This is a genomic window from Roseofilum acuticapitatum BLCC-M154 (assembly GCF_030068475.1).
GTDB lineage: Bacteria > Cyanobacteriota > Cyanobacteriia > Cyanobacteriales > Desertifilaceae > Roseofilum > Roseofilum acuticapitatum.
Window position 1 is genome coordinate 41,017 of sequence record NZ_JAQOSP010000104.1, and the last position, 19,225, is coordinate 60,241.

At 46.5% G+C, this 19,225-nt stretch carries 18 protein-coding genes; 11 read left to right on the forward strand and 7 right to left on the reverse strand.

Annotation, left to right across the window (positions count from 1 at the left end):
• Positions 1–41 precede the first annotated feature (41 nt).
• The 3 genes from PMG71_RS16040 (at position 42) to PMG71_RS16050 (ending at position 3,178) form a co-directional block, all read left to right on the forward strand.
• A complete protein-coding gene (locus tag PMG71_RS16040) occupies positions 42–1,091 on the forward strand; it encodes a fatty acid desaturase (protein ID WP_283754712.1) in 1,050 nt (349 codons plus the stop codon).
• Positions 1,092–1,187: 96 nt separating this feature from the next.
• Positions 1,188–2,237, forward strand: coding sequence for a fatty acid desaturase (locus PMG71_RS16045; RefSeq protein ID WP_283754713.1), 1,050 nt, complete (start codon positions 1,188–1,190; stop codon positions 2,235–2,237).
• An 83-nt stretch (positions 2,238–2,320) separates the two neighbouring features.
• Positions 2,321–3,178 (forward strand): acyl-CoA desaturase, encoded by an 858-nt coding sequence (locus tag PMG71_RS16050; protein ID WP_283754714.1) that lies wholly within the window; start codon positions 2,321–2,323, stop codon positions 3,176–3,178.
• A 124-nt stretch (positions 3,179–3,302) separates the two neighbouring features.
• Here the strand turns inward: PMG71_RS16050 and PMG71_RS16055 are convergent, their stop codons facing one another.
• On the reverse strand, positions 3,303–3,815 hold the full coding sequence (locus tag PMG71_RS16055; RefSeq protein WP_283754715.1) for a sterol desaturase family protein: 513 nt from the start codon (positions 3,813–3,815) through the stop codon (positions 3,303–3,305).
• Between the two features lie 222 nt (positions 3,816–4,037).
• Between PMG71_RS16055 and PMG71_RS16060 the strand changes: the two genes are divergently transcribed.
• Positions 4,038–5,141, forward strand: coding sequence for a cyclic nucleotide-binding domain-containing protein (locus PMG71_RS16060; protein ID WP_283754716.1), 1,104 nt, complete (start codon positions 4,038–4,040; stop codon positions 5,139–5,141).
• A 74-nt stretch (positions 5,142–5,215) separates the two neighbouring features.
• Positions 5,216–6,061 (forward strand): acyl-CoA desaturase, encoded by an 846-nt coding sequence (locus tag PMG71_RS16065; RefSeq protein WP_283754717.1) that lies wholly within the window; start codon positions 5,216–5,218, stop codon positions 6,059–6,061.
• A gap of 9 nt (positions 6,062–6,070) precedes the next feature.
• On the opposite strand, the gene PMG71_RS16070 is transcribed toward PMG71_RS16065, so the two are convergent.
• Both PMG71_RS16070 and PMG71_RS16075 read right to left on the reverse strand, forming a co-directional pair.
• Positions 6,071–6,370, reverse strand: coding sequence for a (2Fe-2S) ferredoxin domain-containing protein (locus PMG71_RS16070; RefSeq protein WP_283754718.1), 300 nt, complete (start codon positions 6,368–6,370; stop codon positions 6,071–6,073).
• A 117-nt stretch (positions 6,371–6,487) separates the two neighbouring features.
• Positions 6,488–7,462 (reverse strand): cysteine synthase A, encoded by a 975-nt coding sequence (locus PMG71_RS16075; protein ID WP_283754719.1) that lies wholly within the window; start codon positions 7,460–7,462, stop codon positions 6,488–6,490.
• Between the two features lie 124 nt (positions 7,463–7,586).
• On the opposite strand from PMG71_RS16075, the gene PMG71_RS16080 reads away from it, so the two are divergent.
• The 3 genes from PMG71_RS16080 to psaD all read left to right on the forward strand — a co-directional run bounded on the left by PMG71_RS16080 (position 7,587) and on the right by psaD (position 10,560).
• Positions 7,587–7,889 carry a hypothetical protein gene (locus PMG71_RS16080; RefSeq protein ID WP_283754720.1) on the forward strand — a complete coding sequence of 101 codons (303 nt, stop codon included), beginning with the start codon at positions 7,587–7,589 and terminating at the stop codon, positions 7,887–7,889.
• Between the two features lie 69 nt (positions 7,890–7,958).
• Entirely contained in the window at positions 7,959–10,016 is a 2,058-nt protein-coding gene (locus PMG71_RS16085; RefSeq protein ID WP_283754721.1) for a DICT sensory domain-containing protein, read from the forward strand.
• A gap of 118 nt (positions 10,017–10,134) precedes the next feature.
• On the forward strand, positions 10,135–10,560 hold the full coding sequence (psaD, locus tag PMG71_RS16090) for a photosystem I reaction center subunit II PsaD (protein WP_283754722.1): 426 nt from the start codon (positions 10,135–10,137) through the stop codon (positions 10,558–10,560).
• Between the two features lie 133 nt (positions 10,561–10,693).
• Here the strand turns inward: psaD and PMG71_RS16095 are convergent, their stop codons facing one another.
• The 3 genes from PMG71_RS16095 to PMG71_RS16105 form a co-directional block, all read right to left on the reverse strand.
• Positions 10,694–12,283, reverse strand: coding sequence for a serine/threonine-protein kinase (locus PMG71_RS16095; RefSeq protein ID WP_283754723.1), 1,590 nt, complete (start codon positions 12,281–12,283; stop codon positions 10,694–10,696).
• 277 nt (positions 12,284–12,560) lie between these two features.
• Complete coding sequence (gene folE / locus PMG71_RS16100) at positions 12,561–13,193, reverse strand: GTP cyclohydrolase I FolE (RefSeq protein WP_347179308.1); 633 nt, start codon at positions 13,191–13,193, stop codon at positions 12,561–12,563.
• 100 nt (positions 13,194–13,293) lie between these two features.
• Complete coding sequence (locus tag PMG71_RS16105) at positions 13,294–14,337, reverse strand: CobW family GTP-binding protein (protein WP_283754725.1); 1,044 nt, start codon at positions 14,335–14,337, stop codon at positions 13,294–13,296.
• 280 nt (positions 14,338–14,617) lie between these two features.
• Between PMG71_RS16105 and PMG71_RS16110 the strand changes: the two genes are divergently transcribed.
• From PMG71_RS16110 to pheT, 3 genes are all read left to right on the forward strand, one after another.
• Positions 14,618–14,878, forward strand: coding sequence for a hypothetical protein (locus tag PMG71_RS16110; protein WP_283754726.1), 261 nt, complete (start codon positions 14,618–14,620; stop codon positions 14,876–14,878).
• Between the two features lie 5 nt (positions 14,879–14,883).
• Complete coding sequence (locus PMG71_RS16115; protein ID WP_283754727.1) at positions 14,884–15,330, forward strand: type II toxin-antitoxin system VapC family toxin; 447 nt, start codon at positions 14,884–14,886, stop codon at positions 15,328–15,330.
• Between the two features lie 326 nt (positions 15,331–15,656).
• Positions 15,657–18,248, forward strand: coding sequence for a phenylalanine--tRNA ligase subunit beta (pheT, locus tag PMG71_RS16120; RefSeq protein WP_283754728.1), 2,592 nt, complete (start codon positions 15,657–15,659; stop codon positions 18,246–18,248).
• A gap of 143 nt (positions 18,249–18,391) precedes the next feature.
• Here pheT and PMG71_RS16125 read toward each other — a convergent pair whose 3' ends face one another.
• Positions 18,392–19,201 carry an Rpn family recombination-promoting nuclease/putative transposase gene (locus tag PMG71_RS16125; RefSeq protein WP_283754729.1) on the reverse strand — a complete coding sequence of 270 codons (810 nt, stop codon included), beginning with the start codon at positions 19,199–19,201 and terminating at the stop codon, positions 18,392–18,394.
• Positions 19,202–19,225: the final 24 nt, after the last annotated feature.

Below are 19,225 nucleotides of genomic sequence, written 5' to 3' on the forward strand. Positions count from 1 at the left end.
GGGGGTATAATGATGCAATTGTTAACTGAGGAACTTTTAGCATGGAAACAGCGATCGCCAATCCCTCGGCGGAGCTTAGATCAACGGGACGACCGCAGCTCGATCGCAATTTGCGCTTAAAAGATGTCTTAAAAACCTTACCTAAAGATGTTTTTGTCAAAAATAAATTCAAAGCTTGGTTTGGTTTTCTCTCCAACGTCGTTCTCGTCAGTTTAGGATGGTGGGGAATCGCGATCGCCCCCTGGTACTTACTGCCCCTACTCTGGCTCTTTACCGGAACCTGTTTTTTCGGCTTATTTGTGATTGCCCATGACTGCGGCCATCGTTCCTTTGCGAACAAGAAATGGGTGAATAATCTCGTCGGTCATATTGCCCTAACCCCCTGCATTTATCCCTTCCATCCCTGGCGGATTCAACATAACATTCATCATAAACATACCAATCATATCGATCGCGATAACACCTGGAATCCCTTCTACGTGGAACAGTATGAAGCCCTGAATGGCTTTGAAAAAACGGTTTATCGCTCCCTCCATGGCAAATTCTGGTGGTTAGGTTCCATTGTCCATTGGTTTCAACTCCACTTTCAATGGTGGACAATTGAGCCAGGAAAAAAACGGGAACAATTCCGATTTTCTGCCCTATTCGTAATCGCAGAAATGGCGATCGGTTTTCCCCTCCTGATTGCCACTACCGGATGGTGGGGCTGGTTTTCCCTCTGGTGTATGCCTTGGTTGGTCTTCCATTTTTGGCTGAGTACCGTTACTCTCCTGCACCACACTTTGCCCGATCTCAGATTTGAACCCGACGGAAAATGGCATGAAGTCACCGCCCAACTCGTCGGTAGCACGGATTGTAAATATCCTTGGTGGTTTGAGTGGATTTGCCATGATATTAACGTTCATGTTCCCCATCATTTAACCACTGCCATTCCTTGGTATAACCTGCGTAAAGCACATGCCAGCATTGAAGAAAATTGGGGAGAATATATCACCAGAAATCGCTTTTCTTTCCGTCTGCTGTGGCAAATCACTGATGTTTGTCACTTGTATGACGAAGAAAAGGGGTATCGTACCTTCTCCGAATCCTAAATTAAGGAACTAGGGAGCGAGACGCTCCCACTCCCAGATATCCCAGTGGATGGTCTCCACCCCAAATCTAGAAACAATACAACAGGAAAATTTCGCATGAAAACAGCGATCGCACAACCGTCTGAACGCCTGCAAGCAGACGCAAAGATCGGACTCGATCCCAATATTCGCCTTAGAGATATTTTAGACACCCTTCCCAAAGAAGTGTTTGTCAAACATCCCTTGAAAGCCTGGACAGGGGTAATCACCAATATCATCCTCGTCGGTTTAGGATGGTGGGGAACCGCTAACGCCCCTTGGTACTTACTGCCCCTTCTCTGGCTCTTCACCGGTAGCGCCTTCACCGGCCTATTCGTTATCGCCCATGACTGCGGACACCGGTCTTTCTCCAATCGTAAATGGGTGAATAACCTCGTCGGCCATCTCGTTCTCATTCCTTGCATTTATCCCTTTCACGCTTGGCGCATTCAACATAACATCCATCATAAATACACCAACTGCCTAGAAATCGATAACGCTTGGAAAGCCTATTCTCGCGAAGAATACGACAGTTTCCCTGCGATCGAAAAATGGGCCTATCGCCATCTGCGAGGTAAATTTTGGTGGTTAGCCTCCGCCGTTCATTGGGCAAAACTTCACTTCCAATGGTGGACTTTTGAAGGCAAACAAGTCGAACAAGTGCGCTTTTCCGTCCTCTTTGTCCTGGCTCAAATGGCGATCGGATTCCCCTTACTCATTGCCACCACGGGATGGTGGGGCTTGGTTAACTATTGGCTAATGCCTTGGCTCGTCTTCCATTTCTGGATGAGTACCATCACCCTCCTGCACCACACCAAAGCCGATATTCCCTTTAAACCCCAATCGGAATGGAATGAAGCCGAAGCCCAACTGATGGGAACAGCCCATTGTCAATATCCCCGATGGTTTGAATGGATGGCCCATGATATTAATGTTCATGTTCCCCATCACATCTCTACTGCTATCCCCTGGTACAATCTCCGTCAGGCTCATGCCAGTCTAGAAGAAAATTGGGGAGAATACATGACCACTAATGAATTTTCCTTCTCTTCCCTCTGGAAAATTACTAGCGTTTGTCACTTATACGATGAGGACAAATGCTATCAACCCTTTACCCAGCAAGGGTAATCCCAATTCGCACCGAGTGGGTTTGAATTGGCGAACCCCTCTTGTGTTCAAAGACTTAACCGATTTATCCAAGGTAACGTTTGATGATCAAACAAGTTAGTTCAGAAACAACTATTCCTGAAACCGCTATTCCTGAAACTGCATCCCCTCCCCAATTAAACTGGATCATCATAGCTGTGATGATTGCCATGCATATCGGGGCCGTTTTAGCCTTTTTCCCCCCATTTTTTAGTTGGTCGGCTGTGGGCGTTTTTCTGGTTCTGCACATTATCACCGGTTCAGGAGTGGAAATTGGCTGGCATCGTTTAGCGAGCCACCGTAGCTTTACTTGTCCGAAATGGGTTGAATATTTTTTTGTCTTCTGTGGAACCTTTAGTGGTTTGTCTAGCCCCATTGATTGGGCGGGAACCCATCGCATCCATCATGCCCATTCCGATAAGGAGGGGGATTATCACAATATTAATAAGGGATTCTGGTGGAGCCATTTTATCTGGATTCTCTATCATAAACCGGACATAGATGACCAAGTTGCCAAAGTCACTAAAGATATTAAAGACGATCCATTCTATCAATTCTGCGATCGCTATCTCCTCGTCTTGCACTTCGGTCTCGCTGCCATCCTCTTTGCCCTGGGAGGCTTACCTTGGGTAATGTGGGGAAGCGTTGTCCGCGTCGTTCTCCTTTGGCATGGTGCTTGGGGTGTCAACAGTTTTGCCCACGCTTTCGGCTATCGAACCTATGACACCGATGATAAATCCACCAACCTTTGGTGGTTAGTCCCCTTGACTTACGGACAAGGTTGGCACAACAACCATCATGCCTTTCCCTACTCTGCTCGTTGTGGCTTAAAATGGTGGGAAATCGATCCCAGTTGGGGAGTCATTAGCCTGTTACATCGAGTCGGCTTAGTGACCAAAGTCCGACTTCCCAATCAATCCTAAATAACGCCTAGTCATGGCGAATATAACGCAGTGAAATGAATCCATCTCCAGCCTCTCGATAGTGTTGGAGATGGATTCTCTGCGATCGCGATGACAACTGTTTAAGCGGATTTGATATTACAATCTAGAAGATAGGAACCCTACGTTTTAGGTTCAACAGGAACTTAAGCCATGCTCTTGCTGGCTTATCATAAAAAACAAAAATATCTCCAAATGCTTCATGAGCATTTTTATGGTGTTGCCAATGGAATTCAGGGGTAACAATACCCAAATATTGACAAACTTTGCTGATCTTTTCAGGCGTTTGCCAACTTAGGGCAGTTGTATGTCTCCAAATGACATGACCCTGACCGCATAAATAACATAAAATACAGCCCGAAACTGAAATGGGTAAAAAAATAGGTAAAAGAAGGAAGTAAGGCGCAATTCCCAATACTCCATCGAGTAAAACCTTCCATTGTGGACTCAGAACAGCATAATGATAGAAATCCTTGTTTTTACTATGGTGAACTGTGACATGAAACTTACCAAAAGCATGTTCTGGGACGTGGTATATAAATGTAGATAGGAAATCTCCTAAGATGAGTCCCACAATCGAAACTATGATTGCTTTCAAGACGATCGCTAAAATAATCACTGTTTACTTCTCTCCATATCAGTTGACTGTTGATCGTAATTTGAGGAACTACTCCCTAGGCGCTAACATTATAGGGCCATGTATCCTCCTCGTAAACTGTTTATTGTATACAAATCTATTTAACTTCCTTTTAACTTGAGTTGCGATATGGCTCTTTGGGTGTTATCTTTTTGAAAGCTTCAGGATAAATTAGTTTATAAATTTTCAATCTTCTTAAATAAGATGCTAGAAAAGTTTACCTTACTCTCAGAGTTAACAGAATCACAGCGCCAACAAGTTGAAAAGGCTTGCGATCGCCGTTTTTATGCAAAAGGTGATATTCTGTTCCAGGAAAATGACACAACAGATGAAATTTACTTTCTCCTGTCGGGTAAGGTTGAATTGTGTAAAATAGAGCTAGGAACTCAGAATAACCTTAAGTTTAAAGAGATGTTTCCAGGAGAAAGCTTTGGTGAAATGTCCTTTATTGATGGTTCTCCTCGCAGTTGTTCGATTATTGCTGCTGAAGATAGTGAAGTATATATTCTGGATCGGCATAAATTAATTGATACAGCATCAGAAGTCAGTGAAATTATCAGTACATTTGGATTAACGATTACTCGCCAAGTTAATAGCTACTTACGATATTTGAGCGATCGCCACGTTTCCACCCTACAAGAGCAAATCAATGAACTCCAGGAAAGAACTAATTTTGCCAACTTCCTAGTATTTCTACTAATCGTCCTCTTTATTACAGCAATTGTCAATTCAGCCATTCACCAATTCTTTTCTGAGTCAGTCCTCAAAACCAAATTATTTAGTTGGTCTTTTCTCATCATTGGCTTTGGCATCCCTTTAGTCTTAGCCTCCTGGAAAACCAAACTCTCTCCCCAAGAAATTGGTTTCACAACCAAAAATCTCAAACGATCCACTATGGATGGTATTTTATTGACCAGTATAGGAATCTTTCTGGTTTTGCTCATTTGCGTCGTTGTTGATGCCATCATTCCCGGTTCCCATCTCGTGCAAAATTTCCGTAATATGACTTTACCTCTATCTTCTTTGACCTACTTCGTTCATAGCTATATACAAGAAGCCTTACGAGCCATTATCCAAATTTCTTTACAAAAATTTTTAGTTTACAGAAAAGAGATCTCAGCCATCTGTATCACGGCTTTAACCTTTAGCATGTGCCATATGCACTTTGGTATAGTTGCCATTGCGGTCACTTTATTCTCTAGTATCCTTTTCGGGTTTATCTATATTCGTACCTACAACTTACTCGGTGTCAGTATATTTCACTTTATCATGGGTTTTGTCGTGTTCAAAACTCTCCTAGGATTTTAAGTCAGGCAAATTACTCAACTAACGTACTGTATCTGAAAGAAGCCATAGCGAGTAACTAACTTAATGTAAAAAATATGATAGAATCCACCTCTTCTCAAGCCATTCATACCGAAAACCCACCTTCTCTAAAATTAAATCCGATTATCCTATGTTGGATTACTATAATCCATTTAGGGGCGATTTTCGCCTTATTACCCCAGTTTTTTAGTTGGTCTGGTGTCCTGGTTTGTGTTCTCTTGCACTGGATTACCGGAAGTTTAGGCGTTGAAATTGGATGGCATCGTTTAGGGAGTCATCGAAGTTTTAGTTGTCCCCAATGGGTTGAATATTTTTTGGTCTTTTGTGGAACACTCAGTGCCATGTCTAGCCCAATTAGTTGGGTCGGAACTCATCGCCTTCATCATGCCCATTCCGATCGCGATGGGGATTATCATAATGCAGCACGGGGATTTTGGTGGAGCCATGTCCTGTGGATTTTCTATCATAAACCTGGCTTAGAAACGAAAATTCCTGAAGTGACCCATGATTTACAAGACGATCCCTTTTACCAATTTTGTCACAAATATTTGCTTGCTCTTCAATTAGCGTTAGCCGCCATCTTATTTGCTCTTGGGGGTTGGTCTTGGGTGATGTGGGGAATCTTCTTTCGTCTGGTGACTCTGTGGCATAGTGTTTGGATCATTAATAGTCTAGCTCACCGTCTTGGCTATCGTAATTTTGATACGAATGATCTCTCTACTAATGTTTGGTGGTTATTTCCCATAAGCTACGGGAGTTGCTGGCATAATAACCATCACGCCTTTCCCCATTCTGCTCGTTGCGGCTTAAAGTGGTGGGAAATCGATCCGAGTTGGGGAGTCATTAGCCTGTTACATCGTGTTGGCTTAGTGACCAAAGTTCGGCTTCCCAATCAATCCTAGTCTGTTGAACTAACGCTTAGAGGGATGAAACTTCCGGTATAGCATCCCCTTCACCGGGTTTCCCCCTATCAAATGCCGCTCCACCACCGCAGGCACTTCCTGGGGAGAAACCCGACAATACCAAACCTCTTCCGGTAAAACCAAGACCATCGGCCCATTGCCACATTGTCCTAAGCAATGAACTGCTATCACTTCTACACCCTCGACGGGATAAAGTTCAAAGGCCTCCAATACCTGAGTTGCGCCTAACTTACGACAGCTTTGATGCTGACACACTCGCACCTGTTTGGTTGGTTTGGTTTCATTCATATCGTGATTTCAAGTCTGGTTAAAAACCATAATTAAAAATCTAGGGAGCGAGAGGCTCCCACTCTAGTAATATCAAGGGATTTCAGGAGTGCGGGCATCTTGCCCGCTTCCATGTTTTTAATCCGGTAGCAAATTCTTGGAGGCTAACCACTCCCGATTATACAGTTTTGACTGATAGCGAGCGCCCCCATCGCATAAGACCGTGACAATGGTATGTCCTGGCCCCATGTGTTTGGCTAAGGCTACGGCAGCACCGACATTAATACCGACAGAACCGCCCATAAATAAACCATCCCGGCGTAATAACTGATAGATGACTCGGATACATTCAGCATCATCGACTTGAATGGCATCATCGATGGGCACGCCTTCCATGTTTTTGGTAATCCGAGAATTCCCAATTCCTTCAGTGATTGAACTGCCTTCTGGCTTCATTTCTCCAGTTTTCACATAGGAATATAAACCACTGCCTATGGGATCGGCAACCACCACCTGAATATTGGGGTTTTTCTCCTTCAAGAAAAGAGCCACTCCCGCATAGGTTCCCCCGGTTCCCGTGGCAGCTACCCAACCATCAATTTTACCGTCGGTCTGTTGCCAGAGTTCTGGCCCGGTGGTTTCATAATGGGCTTGGCGATTGGCTAAATTATCAAATTGATTGGCCCAAATGGCGTTATCGAGTTCAGCCGCAACTCGCCCTGATAATTTCACATAATTATTGGGGTCTCGATAGGGTACAGCCGGAACCGTTTGCACATCTGCCCCTAGAGTTCGTAGGGCCTCTATTTTTTCCTGGGATTGGGTGTCGGGGATAATGATTTTACAGCGATAGCCTTTAGCATTACAAATATGGGCTAAACCAATGCCCGTATTGCCTGCCGTTCCTTCCACTACTGTACCACCGGGTTTGAGGAGTCCTTGTTTTTCCGCATCTTCAATCATATAGAGGGCGGCGCGGTCTTTGACGGAACCCCCTGGATTGAGGAATTCTGCTTTACCGAGAATTTCGCACCCAGTTTCTTCGCAAAAACTGTTTAATCGAATCAGGGGCGTGTTGCCCACTGTGGCTATAAATCCTGCTTTGATATCCATCCGTTTGCTTACCGAACTTTCAGCTATTCTACTTTTATCCTATAGGCCGCTATGCATGAATTCATTCAGTCTCCTGCTATAAAGGATCGTAAAATTGCCAATCATAGACTTGAAGGATGCTGTTATGCTGACGATGATTGATCTGTTATTTCGCCTTCGGGAAGCGATACAACCGTTCCTTGTGCCGATTTGCTTTATCAGTGCTTGGGTTTTCATCGCGGGAGTAGCCTGGACATTAGGGAGGGCGATGGGAGATACTCTAGCCCAGGCTAAACAAATGCATCAGATTCCCTGTGCTTACTGTCAATTTTTTACCAATGACCACCGGCTTAAATGTACGGTACATCCCCACTATGCTAATTCTGAACGGGCGATCGATTGCCGGGACTACAAACCGCATCAATCAAAGGGCCCAGGAAGTCGATAGAATGAAAACTTAGACGAACTAAACTTTAAGTTAAGTGTGGAGTTGTCCTGACTGGGCGAAGCAGCGTTAATGAGTAATTACACTTCCGTGTTGGCTGACCTTTTAAAAAGGTTACCCCAATTGCGATCGCAAATCTATTTTAAGCCGTCTTTGACCGCCCTTTCCCATGCCATGGAAGATCAGGTATTGGCTGGAGGGGATCGGCCCCTGGTGATCGCTAATTTCCAGCGAGAACGGTTTTATCGCCAAGAGTCTCATCGGTATCGCCGCATTGCCCAGAAAACGGATCAGGTTTATATTTTGGCGGCTCCAGAAACGGAATTTAAGAGCGCGTCCCAAGAGTATGAAACCATTGCTTTTGATATGCAGGATGAACTCAAGCAGGAATGGCATTTGGTGATTATTGGCCAGCAATATGCTACTTGTCTGATTTGTCGAGAACGAGATCCATCGGGGATCGGGATGCCGGAAACCCCCTTGATGACGATGGATCAAGCCCGACGCTTTGAGGGGATTTGGACGTTTGATCGCCAAGTATGCGAACAAGCAGCCGATGCTTTACTCTCTCGCATTTTAGGCTATCGTCCGGAATTGGCGGCTAAAGTGGAACAGGCCCAAAGTCGTATCACTCAAGGGCCAGTATGTCAAATTAGTCATGTCGATCCGGCCCCCTTTGCCGAGCGTCTGGTGACCTATTTACAGGCGGGTCAATATAAACTGGTGAAGGCTTATACGGCGATCGCCAATCAAGAGAAAAAAGAGCGCCTCGTTAACTCCATTACCGATGCCATTCGCCGTTCCCTCGATCCCGAAGAAATTTTTCAGATTGCCGCCAAAGAACTCGGCCAAGCGATGGAGAGCTGTCGCTGTCTGATTTATCCCTGTAAAGCCAGCCAAAAACAGGTGACGATTGAATATGAGTACATGAACTCCCGTAAGCTCTCTTCCCTGAAAGGGAAAACTTGGCCTCTGACAGACCATCCCCTCTTCTCCCAGGTGGTTGAGCAACATCATCAAGCTTACCTGAGCAATGTTAACGCTGATGCCCTCAATCATCCTACTCTGACGGCCCAGGTAACCCCCGCCAAAACTCACTCCTGGTTAATGGTTCCCGTACTCTACAAAGAGGAACTCTTAGGCATGATTGAAATACACCACTGTGGGGATAGCTCCTATACTTGGGCATCGAGTCAACTGGAACTGGTTCAGGCGATCGCCTCCCAAATTGGAGTCGCCCTCATCCAAGCCCAAGCCTACGCCAACCTCGAAGACCTCAATCAACAACTCGAAGCCCTCGATCTCACCACCCGCAACCTGATCGCCATTACCGGACACGAACTCCGAACCCCCCTCTCAACCATCCAAGTCTGTCTAGAAAGTTTAGCCAGCGAGCCAGACATGCCCCAGGATTTGCGCCAGGTGATGCTCAATACTGCCCTAGAGGATGCCGAACGCCTGCGAGAGCTGATCCAAGACTTCCTGACCCTTTCTCGCCTCGAAAGTGGCTCCGTAGACTGGAACCCCGAACCCCTACCTCTAGAAGAATGTATTGACCTGGCCATCAGCAGTATTCGTGGCCATCAACCCCATCAAGACCTACCCCAAATTATTACCCATCTGCCCAAGAGCTTACCCCTGGTTCATGTAGATGGAGAATGGTTAGTGGAAGTTTTATCTAAACTCTTGGATAATGCCTGTAAATTTACCCCATCCCCAGGACAGGTGACCATTCAAGCGATCTCTAGTACCCAAAGCAAGCAGTTTGAAGCCCTCGTTCCTCCCCAGAAACGCCCCCAGAATCACCAAGATATGATTTTGGTGACCGTTGAAGATAGCGGCCGCGGAATCGAACCGAACCGCCTAGAAACGGTCTTCGATCGCTTCTATCAAGAAGAAGGGGCCCTACGTCGCAGTACCGGAGGCACAGGACTGGGTTTAGCCATCTGCCGCCAAATTGTGAGCAACTGGGGAGGGCAAATTTGGGCTGAGTCGGGAGGGAAAAACCAGGGCAGTCAATTCCGGTTTACCTTACCCATTGTAGATAAAAACCTGTCCCCCACTTCAGTAAGGGCGAGTAGCTCTTCTGCTTCCCGTCGTCGCTCCTCCACTCTTGGGCGACAGAAGTAAGGCTTTTGGTCTCTCAATTATGAACAACTGTAACAGTTCCTAACAAAACTTCTAGTCTACCCCCATCTCAGTGATAGGATGCCATAAAAATCTTGGTTTAGAGGAGAGAGCTTTAACCATGAGTGAGACACTGACCGGACAAGCGCCCCTATTTGGTGGCAGCACTGGTGGACTACTGACCAAAGCAGCAGTAGAAGAGAAATACGCCATTACTTGGACATCTCCCAAAGCTCAAGTCTTTGAGATGCCCACCGGCGGTGCAGCCACCATGCAAGAAGGTGAAAACCTTCTGTATCTGGCTCGCAAGGAACAATGCTTGGCCCTAGCCTATCGCCAACTGCGGCCGAAATTTAAGATCAATGATTATAAAATTTACCGGGTTTATCCCAGTGGTGAAGTTCAATATCTTCATCCCGCAGATGGCGTGTTCCCTGAAAAAGTGAACGAAGGCCGGGAGTTTGTTGGTAAAATTGACCGCAATATCGGCAGTAACCCTGAGCCAGCAACTCTCAAGTTTAGTGGCAAACAACCCTACGAGGTTTAAGGCACTCCACTCATATTCCTTGAGTAAAACTAGCGAGAAGCTCCTCTAGAGGGAGTTTTTCAACGGTAAAAGACCGGAAAAAGGGCGATCGCTGCGATCGCCCTTTTTTCTTCTTATTGCTCCCCCCTTAAACCTACTTGCCACGCCCTTTCGGTAAAATCGTCCGCCAATTGGTTCGCGCTCGCTTTAACTGCTGCTCCGTCACCTTAGCCCCCGTTAAATTCGCCCCACATAAATTCGCCCCATTCAAATTCGCACTACTCAAATAGGCATAGCTCAAATCCGCCCCCCGCAGATCCGCCCCCTCCAGATTCGCATAATTAAAATAAGCCCGACTCAAATTGGCATCCCGCAAAATCGTCTGTTTCAAACGCGCCTTCGTAAAATCTGAGCGAAACAAATTCGCACGAGTGAAATTGGTCTTCACAAACTTACATTCTCGGAAATTCGCCTCTGGAAACATCATTTCCTGAAGATTAAGGGCACTCAAATCATGATCCACAAAATCTCGGCGGCCCTTAGCATAATAGGTAATTAATTCTTGTTCCTTCAAACGAGTGGGAATCTTGGGCTTAGTCCCCCCTGCGCTCGTCCCTGGCGAAGAGTCCGAATTGGCTTGAGTGGAAAGCGAAGTATCAGAAAACCCGGTATTTCCAGCCCCTCGAAGCCTGGATTGGCGCGAGCGAATCGACACCCCGAAACGAGACAGATGACCCCCAGAGCTAGAATTACCCGTATTTCGGCCTCCCGTTCCCTTAGAATAACTCTCCGTTGTCGGCTTCACCGGCCCCGTTAGCATCCCCTGGGCCAAACTATCCAAATAAGGCTCCAACTCCAAAGCCTTCAAAATATCCTGGGCCGACTGGTAACGGTGCTTAACCGACCCCTCCAACATTTTCTTCAACACACGGGTTAAATGCTCGCTGATTTGTACCTGTCGTTCCCAAAGAATTTCTCCCGTCGCTGGATCATAGCCCAAATCCTTCGGAGACTTACCCGTGAGCAAATAAATACAAGTCACCCCTACTGCATAAATATCACTGGCATAAACCGGCCTCAGAGCCATCTGTTCGGGGGGCGCATATCCTGGAGTCCCAATGGCAAAAGCTGTTAAAGCTGTTTGATCTGAACTATTATCTACTGCCGTGGGATTCACCTGATCCTTAACGGCCCCAAAATCAATCAACACCAACTTCTTATCCTGATTGCGGCGAATCAAATTAGCCGGTTTAATATCTCGATGAATCACCTGATTGGAGTGGATATACTCGATTACAGGCAACAGCTCGCTAAGAAATTGCTTAATTCCTGCCTCCGTAAATGGCCCTCCCCGCTTCACCTCCCGGCTTAAGGTCCCTCCGCTAATGTACTCCTGAACTAAATAAAATTCTTGTTCCGTCTCAAAATAATCGAGTAAACCGGGTAATTGGGGATGATTGCCAATCTTGCCCAAGGTCTTCGCTTCTCGCCGAAACAGCTCTCTAGCCATTTGCAGCGTTTGAGGAGAGGTAGAAGCCGGGCGCAATTGTTTAATCACACAATAGGGATTTCCCGGAAGAGATATATTTTGAGCCAAAAAAGTTGCCCCAAATCCACCTTGTCCCAACAATTTAGAAACATGATAACGCTCTCGAAGCAAGAGTTTCGAGCCACAAGCAGCACAAACTTGAGCATTGGGAGAATTTTCTGGATTTGGACAAACTGGGTTAACGCAGTAGCTCATTGAGGCCTTACTCGCTTCTTAAGTTTGACTGCCAGGATAGGACGATCCTAGATTGATTATGACTCAGTTAAGCATGTATTGGATCGTCATTGTCGCTCTAATTGCTACCTTTTTCTGGAAGTTGAGAGTAATTATACCAAGGGAGTGGCAGAGCGATCCAATCATGAATCACAATCTAGGTATGACTTTCGAGTTATGCATCCCTACTTATCATCATACCTTGTCTTTTAGGAACTTGACAGTTAACCGTTAACCTTGAGAATAGCCTCAGTTATCCTTAAGAGTGAAACGAGGGACTGTGGCGAATCAAGCTCATAAACTCTTGGCGGGTTTTGGCATCTTCGGCAAAAACTCCCTGCATGGAACTGGTTACTGTCCAAGAACCTGGCTTTTGTACCCCCCGCATCACCATGCACATATGGGTGGATTCTATAACGACAGCTACGCCTTGGGGTTTGAGCAAACCCTGTAGAGCATGAGCAATTTGTTGGGTGAGCCGTTCCTGAACTTGTAGACGACGGGCATACATTTCACAAATACGGGCTATTTTGGAAAGACCAATGACTTTACCGTTGGGGATATAGGCGATGTGGGCACGTCCTAGGATCGGTAAAATATGATGTTCGCAGGAACTAAAGAGATCGATATCTCTGACCAACACCATTTCATCGGTATCTTCGTGAAATACAGCGCCATTGAGCAATTCATCCAGGGATTGGTGATAACCAGAGGTGAGAAATTGGAGGGCTTTAACGACTCGTTTAGGAGTATCCCGCAAGCCTTCGCGATCGGGGTCTTCTCCCAATCCCAATAACAAGGTTCGCACGGCTTGTTCCATCTCGGGTTGGGAAACCTGTGGCTGAGGTTGGGCAGAAATGGTTTGATCGACAGATAGGTGATGAGGAGGCATTTGGGCAGTCATGGCATTTTAGGGAAATATAACGACAGTTCAGAGTTGAGAGGTGTGGAGGTTGCGCCCTCCTAGATGGAGAAAATTAAGGAATCAGGAACTAGAATCCTTCACACAGGGCGAGTTGGTGACGAATTTCTTCGCTGTTAATGTGCCGCCCAATGACTACGAGTTGGTTACTAGGGGTGGCAGTGTCCCAGTCTTCAGCGCTTAGAGTGAAGCGTTTGCCACAGAGCTGAAAGATGTGTTTGTGAGGACTTTGGGTAAACCAGAGCAAACCCTTAGCCCGAAATATGTTAGCGGGTAAGGTATCGAGAAATTCTTCAAACTTCTGTAGGGAGAAGGGGCGATCGCTGCGATAGGATACGGACACAAACCCATCGTTATCCAAATGATCGGAGTGATGGTGATGATGTTCGTGATCGTGATGATGGGGATCGTGGCGATCGAGCTGGGTTTTTTCAATCTCTTCTTGGACGAGATCGGCGTAGGATTCTTGGTTGTTATATCCCACATCCAAAATGACCGGCAGAGGCACTTTCCCATTTTGGCAGCGCATCATGCGAGGCTTTTCTTTGATCGCCTGAATGTGACCTTCCAATTCCTCGACTTTTTCAACAGCAACTAAGTCGGTTTTATTGAGCAGAATAATGTCCCCATAGGCAATTTGTTTCAGGGCTGCTTGGCTATCAAAATGTTCTGGGGTAAATTCAGACGCATCCACTAGGGTAATTACAGAGTCAAGATGGGTTAGATCTCGTAACTCAGTACCCAGAAAGGTGAGCATGATGGGCAGGGGATCGGCGATGCCTGTGGTTTCAATCACCAGATAGTCAATGCGATCGCTGTTTTCTAAGACGTTGTACACTGCGTCTACCAAGTCATCATTAATGGTGCAGCAAATGCAGCCATTACTCAGTTGCACCATCTCTTCATCGATAGACACCAGCAGTTGACTATCGATATCAATGTCGCCAAATTCATTCACCAATACCGCTACTTTCAAATCCTGACGATTGCTGAGAATCTGATTGACTAGGGTAGTTTTGCCACTGCCCAAGAAACCGGTGATGATGGTCACTGGCATCCCTCGCTTGGGAATCTCAAGTGAGGATGGAGTGATGTCGCTGGATGTAAGGGTCATAGATTGAAAATAAAATGATAATCATTCTCACAAATAGGATGATACCACAAAAATCAAGTCAAGGATCAAACCTTCTTTGGGGAATCGTGGATTGTTTCGCCTAAAATATTGCATTAGCTGCGGTTCGGTGTTGGCGCTTTAGCGCTAAAGCACTAACACCGAACGAAATCTAGGGTATGACCAACTCAGTAATTTGGCAGAGGTTATCTATGTCCAAGAATTTGCTAAGTTTCCTGATTTTATACTAAAATCAAGTTAAACAATCAAAAAATAAAAAATCATGAATTCAGTAAACTTACGACAAAAAATCGAAACTCAGCTTAATCAACTTTCCCCAGAACGACTGGCCTTAGTAAGTAACTTTATTGAATCTATTCAAGCCTTAGAAAACATCGAACCATCTTCTTTACAAAAATCGCCCCCGATTAAAAGAGGTAAAACTGCCGCAGATTTAGTAATATTTGCGGCAACCTGGCAAGGTGATGACCTCGAAGAATGCTTGAACATTGTCCATAAAAACCGATCGCCCGCTCAGTTTTAATTCCCATGTCTTATCTTCTAGATACTAACCACTGTAGCTATATCATTAATGGCGATCGTCAAGTAATTAATCAATTAAATACTCATGGAAGTGATACTGTTGGAATTAGCATTATTACTTATGCAGAACTGCTATACATGACAGATAAATCCCAAAAGCCTTTAGAAAACAAACGAGCAATTGAAGCATTTTTAACTTATATAGACTTGTATTTTATAGATAAAGAAACAGCCGTTATCTATAGCAGAATAAAATCCGCAATTTTTAATCGCTTTGCTCCAAAGGATAAAAACAAGCGTCGCCGTACCAGTATAATTAACTTAGGATTTACTGACCATGACCTATGGATTGTTTCCACAGCCATCCAACACGGGTTAATCTTAGTTTCTGCTGATAGTGACTTTAAAAGAATTAATCAAGTTGAACCCTTCTTTTGGGAATCATGGATTTAAATTATCTGATAACGATATCAAGCAGATCCTTGCTGGAGCAAGGCCTCTTTTCTAGCCCAACTTACTCCTTTTGCTCTATAGCATGTAGGGGCGAACGGCCGTTCGCCCCTACAGATTTTGAAGGTGGGTAGGGGATAAACCACATCATTCAAATTCTACAAGCATATCCTGCCCACCCTACGATGATTTGCTGCTCTAGGTGGTTTTATTGAGTTGAGGATGAACCCATTCCCCTGTCCTGACGCGCCCATCTTGGCAAAGGGCCCCGTAGGAGCGCACAATAAACAAAGGATTGAGAGAGACTTTTAGAGAACAAACCCCCATCCATGCGTATCTCACTGAACTGGCTGCAAGAACTTGTCGATATTACCCTGTCTGCTGATGAACTCGCTCATACTTTGACCATGGCAGGCTTTGAAGTGGAAGACATTGAAGACCGCCGCACTTGGGCTGAGGGAGTGGTGGTTGGCGAAATTGTGGAAGCTGCACCCCACCCCAACGCTAATAAGCTTCAAGTCTGTCAAGTTAATGTCGGCGCGGATGAACCCCTGAATATTGTCTGTGGAGCGGCTAATGCTCGCCAGGGTATTCGCGTCCCGGTGGCGGTGGTGGGGACTTATCTGAGCCAAATTGACTTGAAGATTAAACCGGCGAAACTGCGGGGAGTGAAATCTCATGGCATGATTTGCTCTCTGTCGGAATTGGGACTGGAAAAAGAGTCGGAAGGGATTCATATTTTTAGCCAAGAGGACTTAACTCTGGGTGCTGATGTGCGTCCCTTGCTGGGTTTAGATGATGTGGTTCTGGATCTGACTTCGACGGCGAACCGCGCTGATGCTCTGAGTTTGGTGGGTATTGCTAGGGAAGTGGCGGCGCTCACGGGAGCGGCGCTGAAATTGCCGAATCTGGAGCCGTTTAATCCCCCTGGGCAGAATGGGAAGGTGGTGGTGAAGCTCGAAGAACAGCGCGGGAAGACGAAGAATGATAGCCCTTATCCTTGTCCAGTTTATATCGGTACGGTGATTGAAGGACTGCAACTGATGCCTTCTCCGGCTTGGCTACAGCAGCGTCTGGTGGCTTCGGGAGTGCGGCCGATTAATAATGTGGTGGATATCACTAATTATGTGCTGCTGGAATGGGGGCAACCGCTCCATGCTTTCGATTACGATCGCCTCTTAAGCGTCACCAACACAGAATCCCCTACCCTTGGGGTACGCTTTGCCCGCACTGGGGAAACCCTGGTGACGCTCGATGGGCAATCTCGCAATCTGGGGGCTGGGGCGAAGTCGGATACTCTGGTGATTACCGCCAATGACCAACCCGTTGCCCTCGCGGGGGTGATGGGGGGAGAAGCCACAGAAGTCCATGACGAAACTACCCGCATTTTACTCGAAGCTGCCCTCTTTACGCCCATCGTCACCCGCCGCTCTGCCCGCTCCCAAGGACTGCGAACGGAAGCTTCTACCCGATATGAGCGCGGGGTGAATCCGGTGGAGTTGGAAGTGGCGGCAGCACGGGCGATTCAACTGTTGCAAGAGTTGGCTGATGGGCAAGTGGTGGCTGGAGATATGGCGGATTTTCGAGGCGATCGCCAAACCTGGGATCGGCAAATTTCCCTGCGTTGCGATCGCGTCAAACAAGTATTAGGTTCGCCGTTAGCCAATCCCGGAGATCCCGATGCTGAACCAGAGGAAGGGGAACTGCTACCGGAGGATGTGGAACGGATTTTAACGGCTTTGGGCTGTACTCTGGAACGACAAGAAGGAGATTCTCTAACCTGGTTAGTCACGATTCCCCCCTATCGCACCCGTGATTTAGAGCGGGAAATCGATCTGATTGAAGAAGTGGCTCGCTTGTATGGCTATGATAATTTCTGTGAAACCCTACCGGCTCAATCGGAACCGGGATATCTACCGGCGGATGAGTGGATTGTGCGGCGGTTGCGGGAGGCTCTGCGAGGAGTTGGCTTGACGGAAGTGATGCATTATTCCTATGGTCTCAGTCATCTGCGCCAAGATAGTTTGCTGTCGGCAGATTCGACTCAGGTGGCGATCGCCAATCCCCTGTTTACGGAATACTCCACCCTTCGCACCGAGTTATTATCGAACCTGATCTTGGCATTTCAGTACAATTTACAACAAGGAAATGGCCCCCTAAATGGCTTTGAAATGGGCAGAGTCTTCTGGCGTGATGAAGATGGACTCATGGAAGCGGACTCTGTAGCGGGTATCATTAGTGCGGCTAGTGTGGGCAATTGGGTGCGCGGGGGCAAACCGGCAACCCTAAGCTGGTATGAAGCTAAAGGGCTTTTAGAGGCAGTGTTTGAGCGGGTGGGATTATCGACTCCAGGGGGTATGTTGCCCGGTTCAGGCATTGCCCAAACCCAAGTCGAGTATCAACCCCATCAACAGGATAAGCGCTTTCACCCAGGACGCACCGCTTCCTTGTGGTTGCAAGGGGAACGGTTAGGAACCTTTGGCCAACTTCATCCCCAGTTGTGTCAGGAGTTGGATATTCCTGATGAAGTGTATGGGTTTGAGCTGGATTTAGAGGTAATTTTGGCAACTCTAGAGCAGGATGAAAAGCTACAACCGATTTATAAAGGCTATTCCACTTATCCGGGGAGCGATCGCGATCTAGCCTTCTTTGCCGATCGCCAAATTTCCGTCGCTGACATTGAGAAAGTGATGGCGAAAGCAGCAGCGAAAGGACAACCGAAAGGCTCATCCTTATTGGAATCTGTGGAAGTCTTCGATCAGTATCAAGGGGAAAATGTGCCGGAAGGACAACGCTCTTTAGCCTTTCGTCTGGTGTATCGAGCAGGCGATCGCACCTTAGCCGATACTGATGTCGAACCCATCCATCAACAGGTTCGCGATGCCTTAGTCGAGAAATTTAGCGTCACCCTGAGAAGTTGATGGGGTTTTCAAGGAAGGAGCGCGTAGCGTAGCGTGTCCGCAGGACAAAGATCTTGCTCGCTAGAGAAAGGCAGCGAGCGAGACGCTCGCACTCCTCTATTGCACTATTCTAATGCGGTCACGGCACTAGGGTTGCTTCCCCTTTACTCCGGCTGATTTAAATGAGCAAGAGTCTCGGTAACCGTTTCTAGGGGTAAATCCAGTAATTCGGCGATCGTCTCCGCAGGCAGTCCATAACTGAACATACGAGGAATCGCTTGTAATTTAGCCTCTTGCTCCCCACGCTGTTGCCCCATTTGTTCCCCTTCAGTAAACGCTTCTTGATACACTTTGGTTTGTTTAATGTCACTGAGTCCTAGCATGGCTTCTATTTCCTCCCGGCTTTTTTGCGGCAATTTGTAAACAATAATCGTTTCAATTAAATCAATCAGGTTTTGCTGTACCTGTTGTGCGCTCAATTGGCTTTTGGTTTGTTCAATCAGCCTTTTAGCCAATTGGGGCGCTGTTTGTTCTTTCTCTATTATTAGCTTAAGCACCCCCAACCCTAGGGAGCTTTGGGGCAGTTCATTCAGGTAAATGCGTGTCACTTGGGGAAGCAGCAGTTGAGTGCTAAAGTGGAGGGCATTTTCCCGTTCGATGTTGCGGTTGGGGTAAATCACCACAACTTGCCAAGGGTGAGGAGGTTGGTATTGTTTGAGGTAGAGGAACAGTTCGCTAAAGAGTCGATAGTAGAGAGTCTCATCCGGTTGAAATTGGACTTCCGTGAGGTAAAAGGGGAGTTCTGGGTTAGGAGTGCTGGGGAGAAAAAGTCCATCTAAGCGAAAAGCCAGTTGTTTGACTTCAACGGAGCTGAAGGTATAGAGGTTAGCGGTACTGGAGGGCAGTCCGCATACTTCAAAGAAGAATTCAGGGAAATCTTGGAAGACTTTGTAGAACAGGGTGTCGGTTTTCATTAGCGGCTGACACTTGAGGATGAT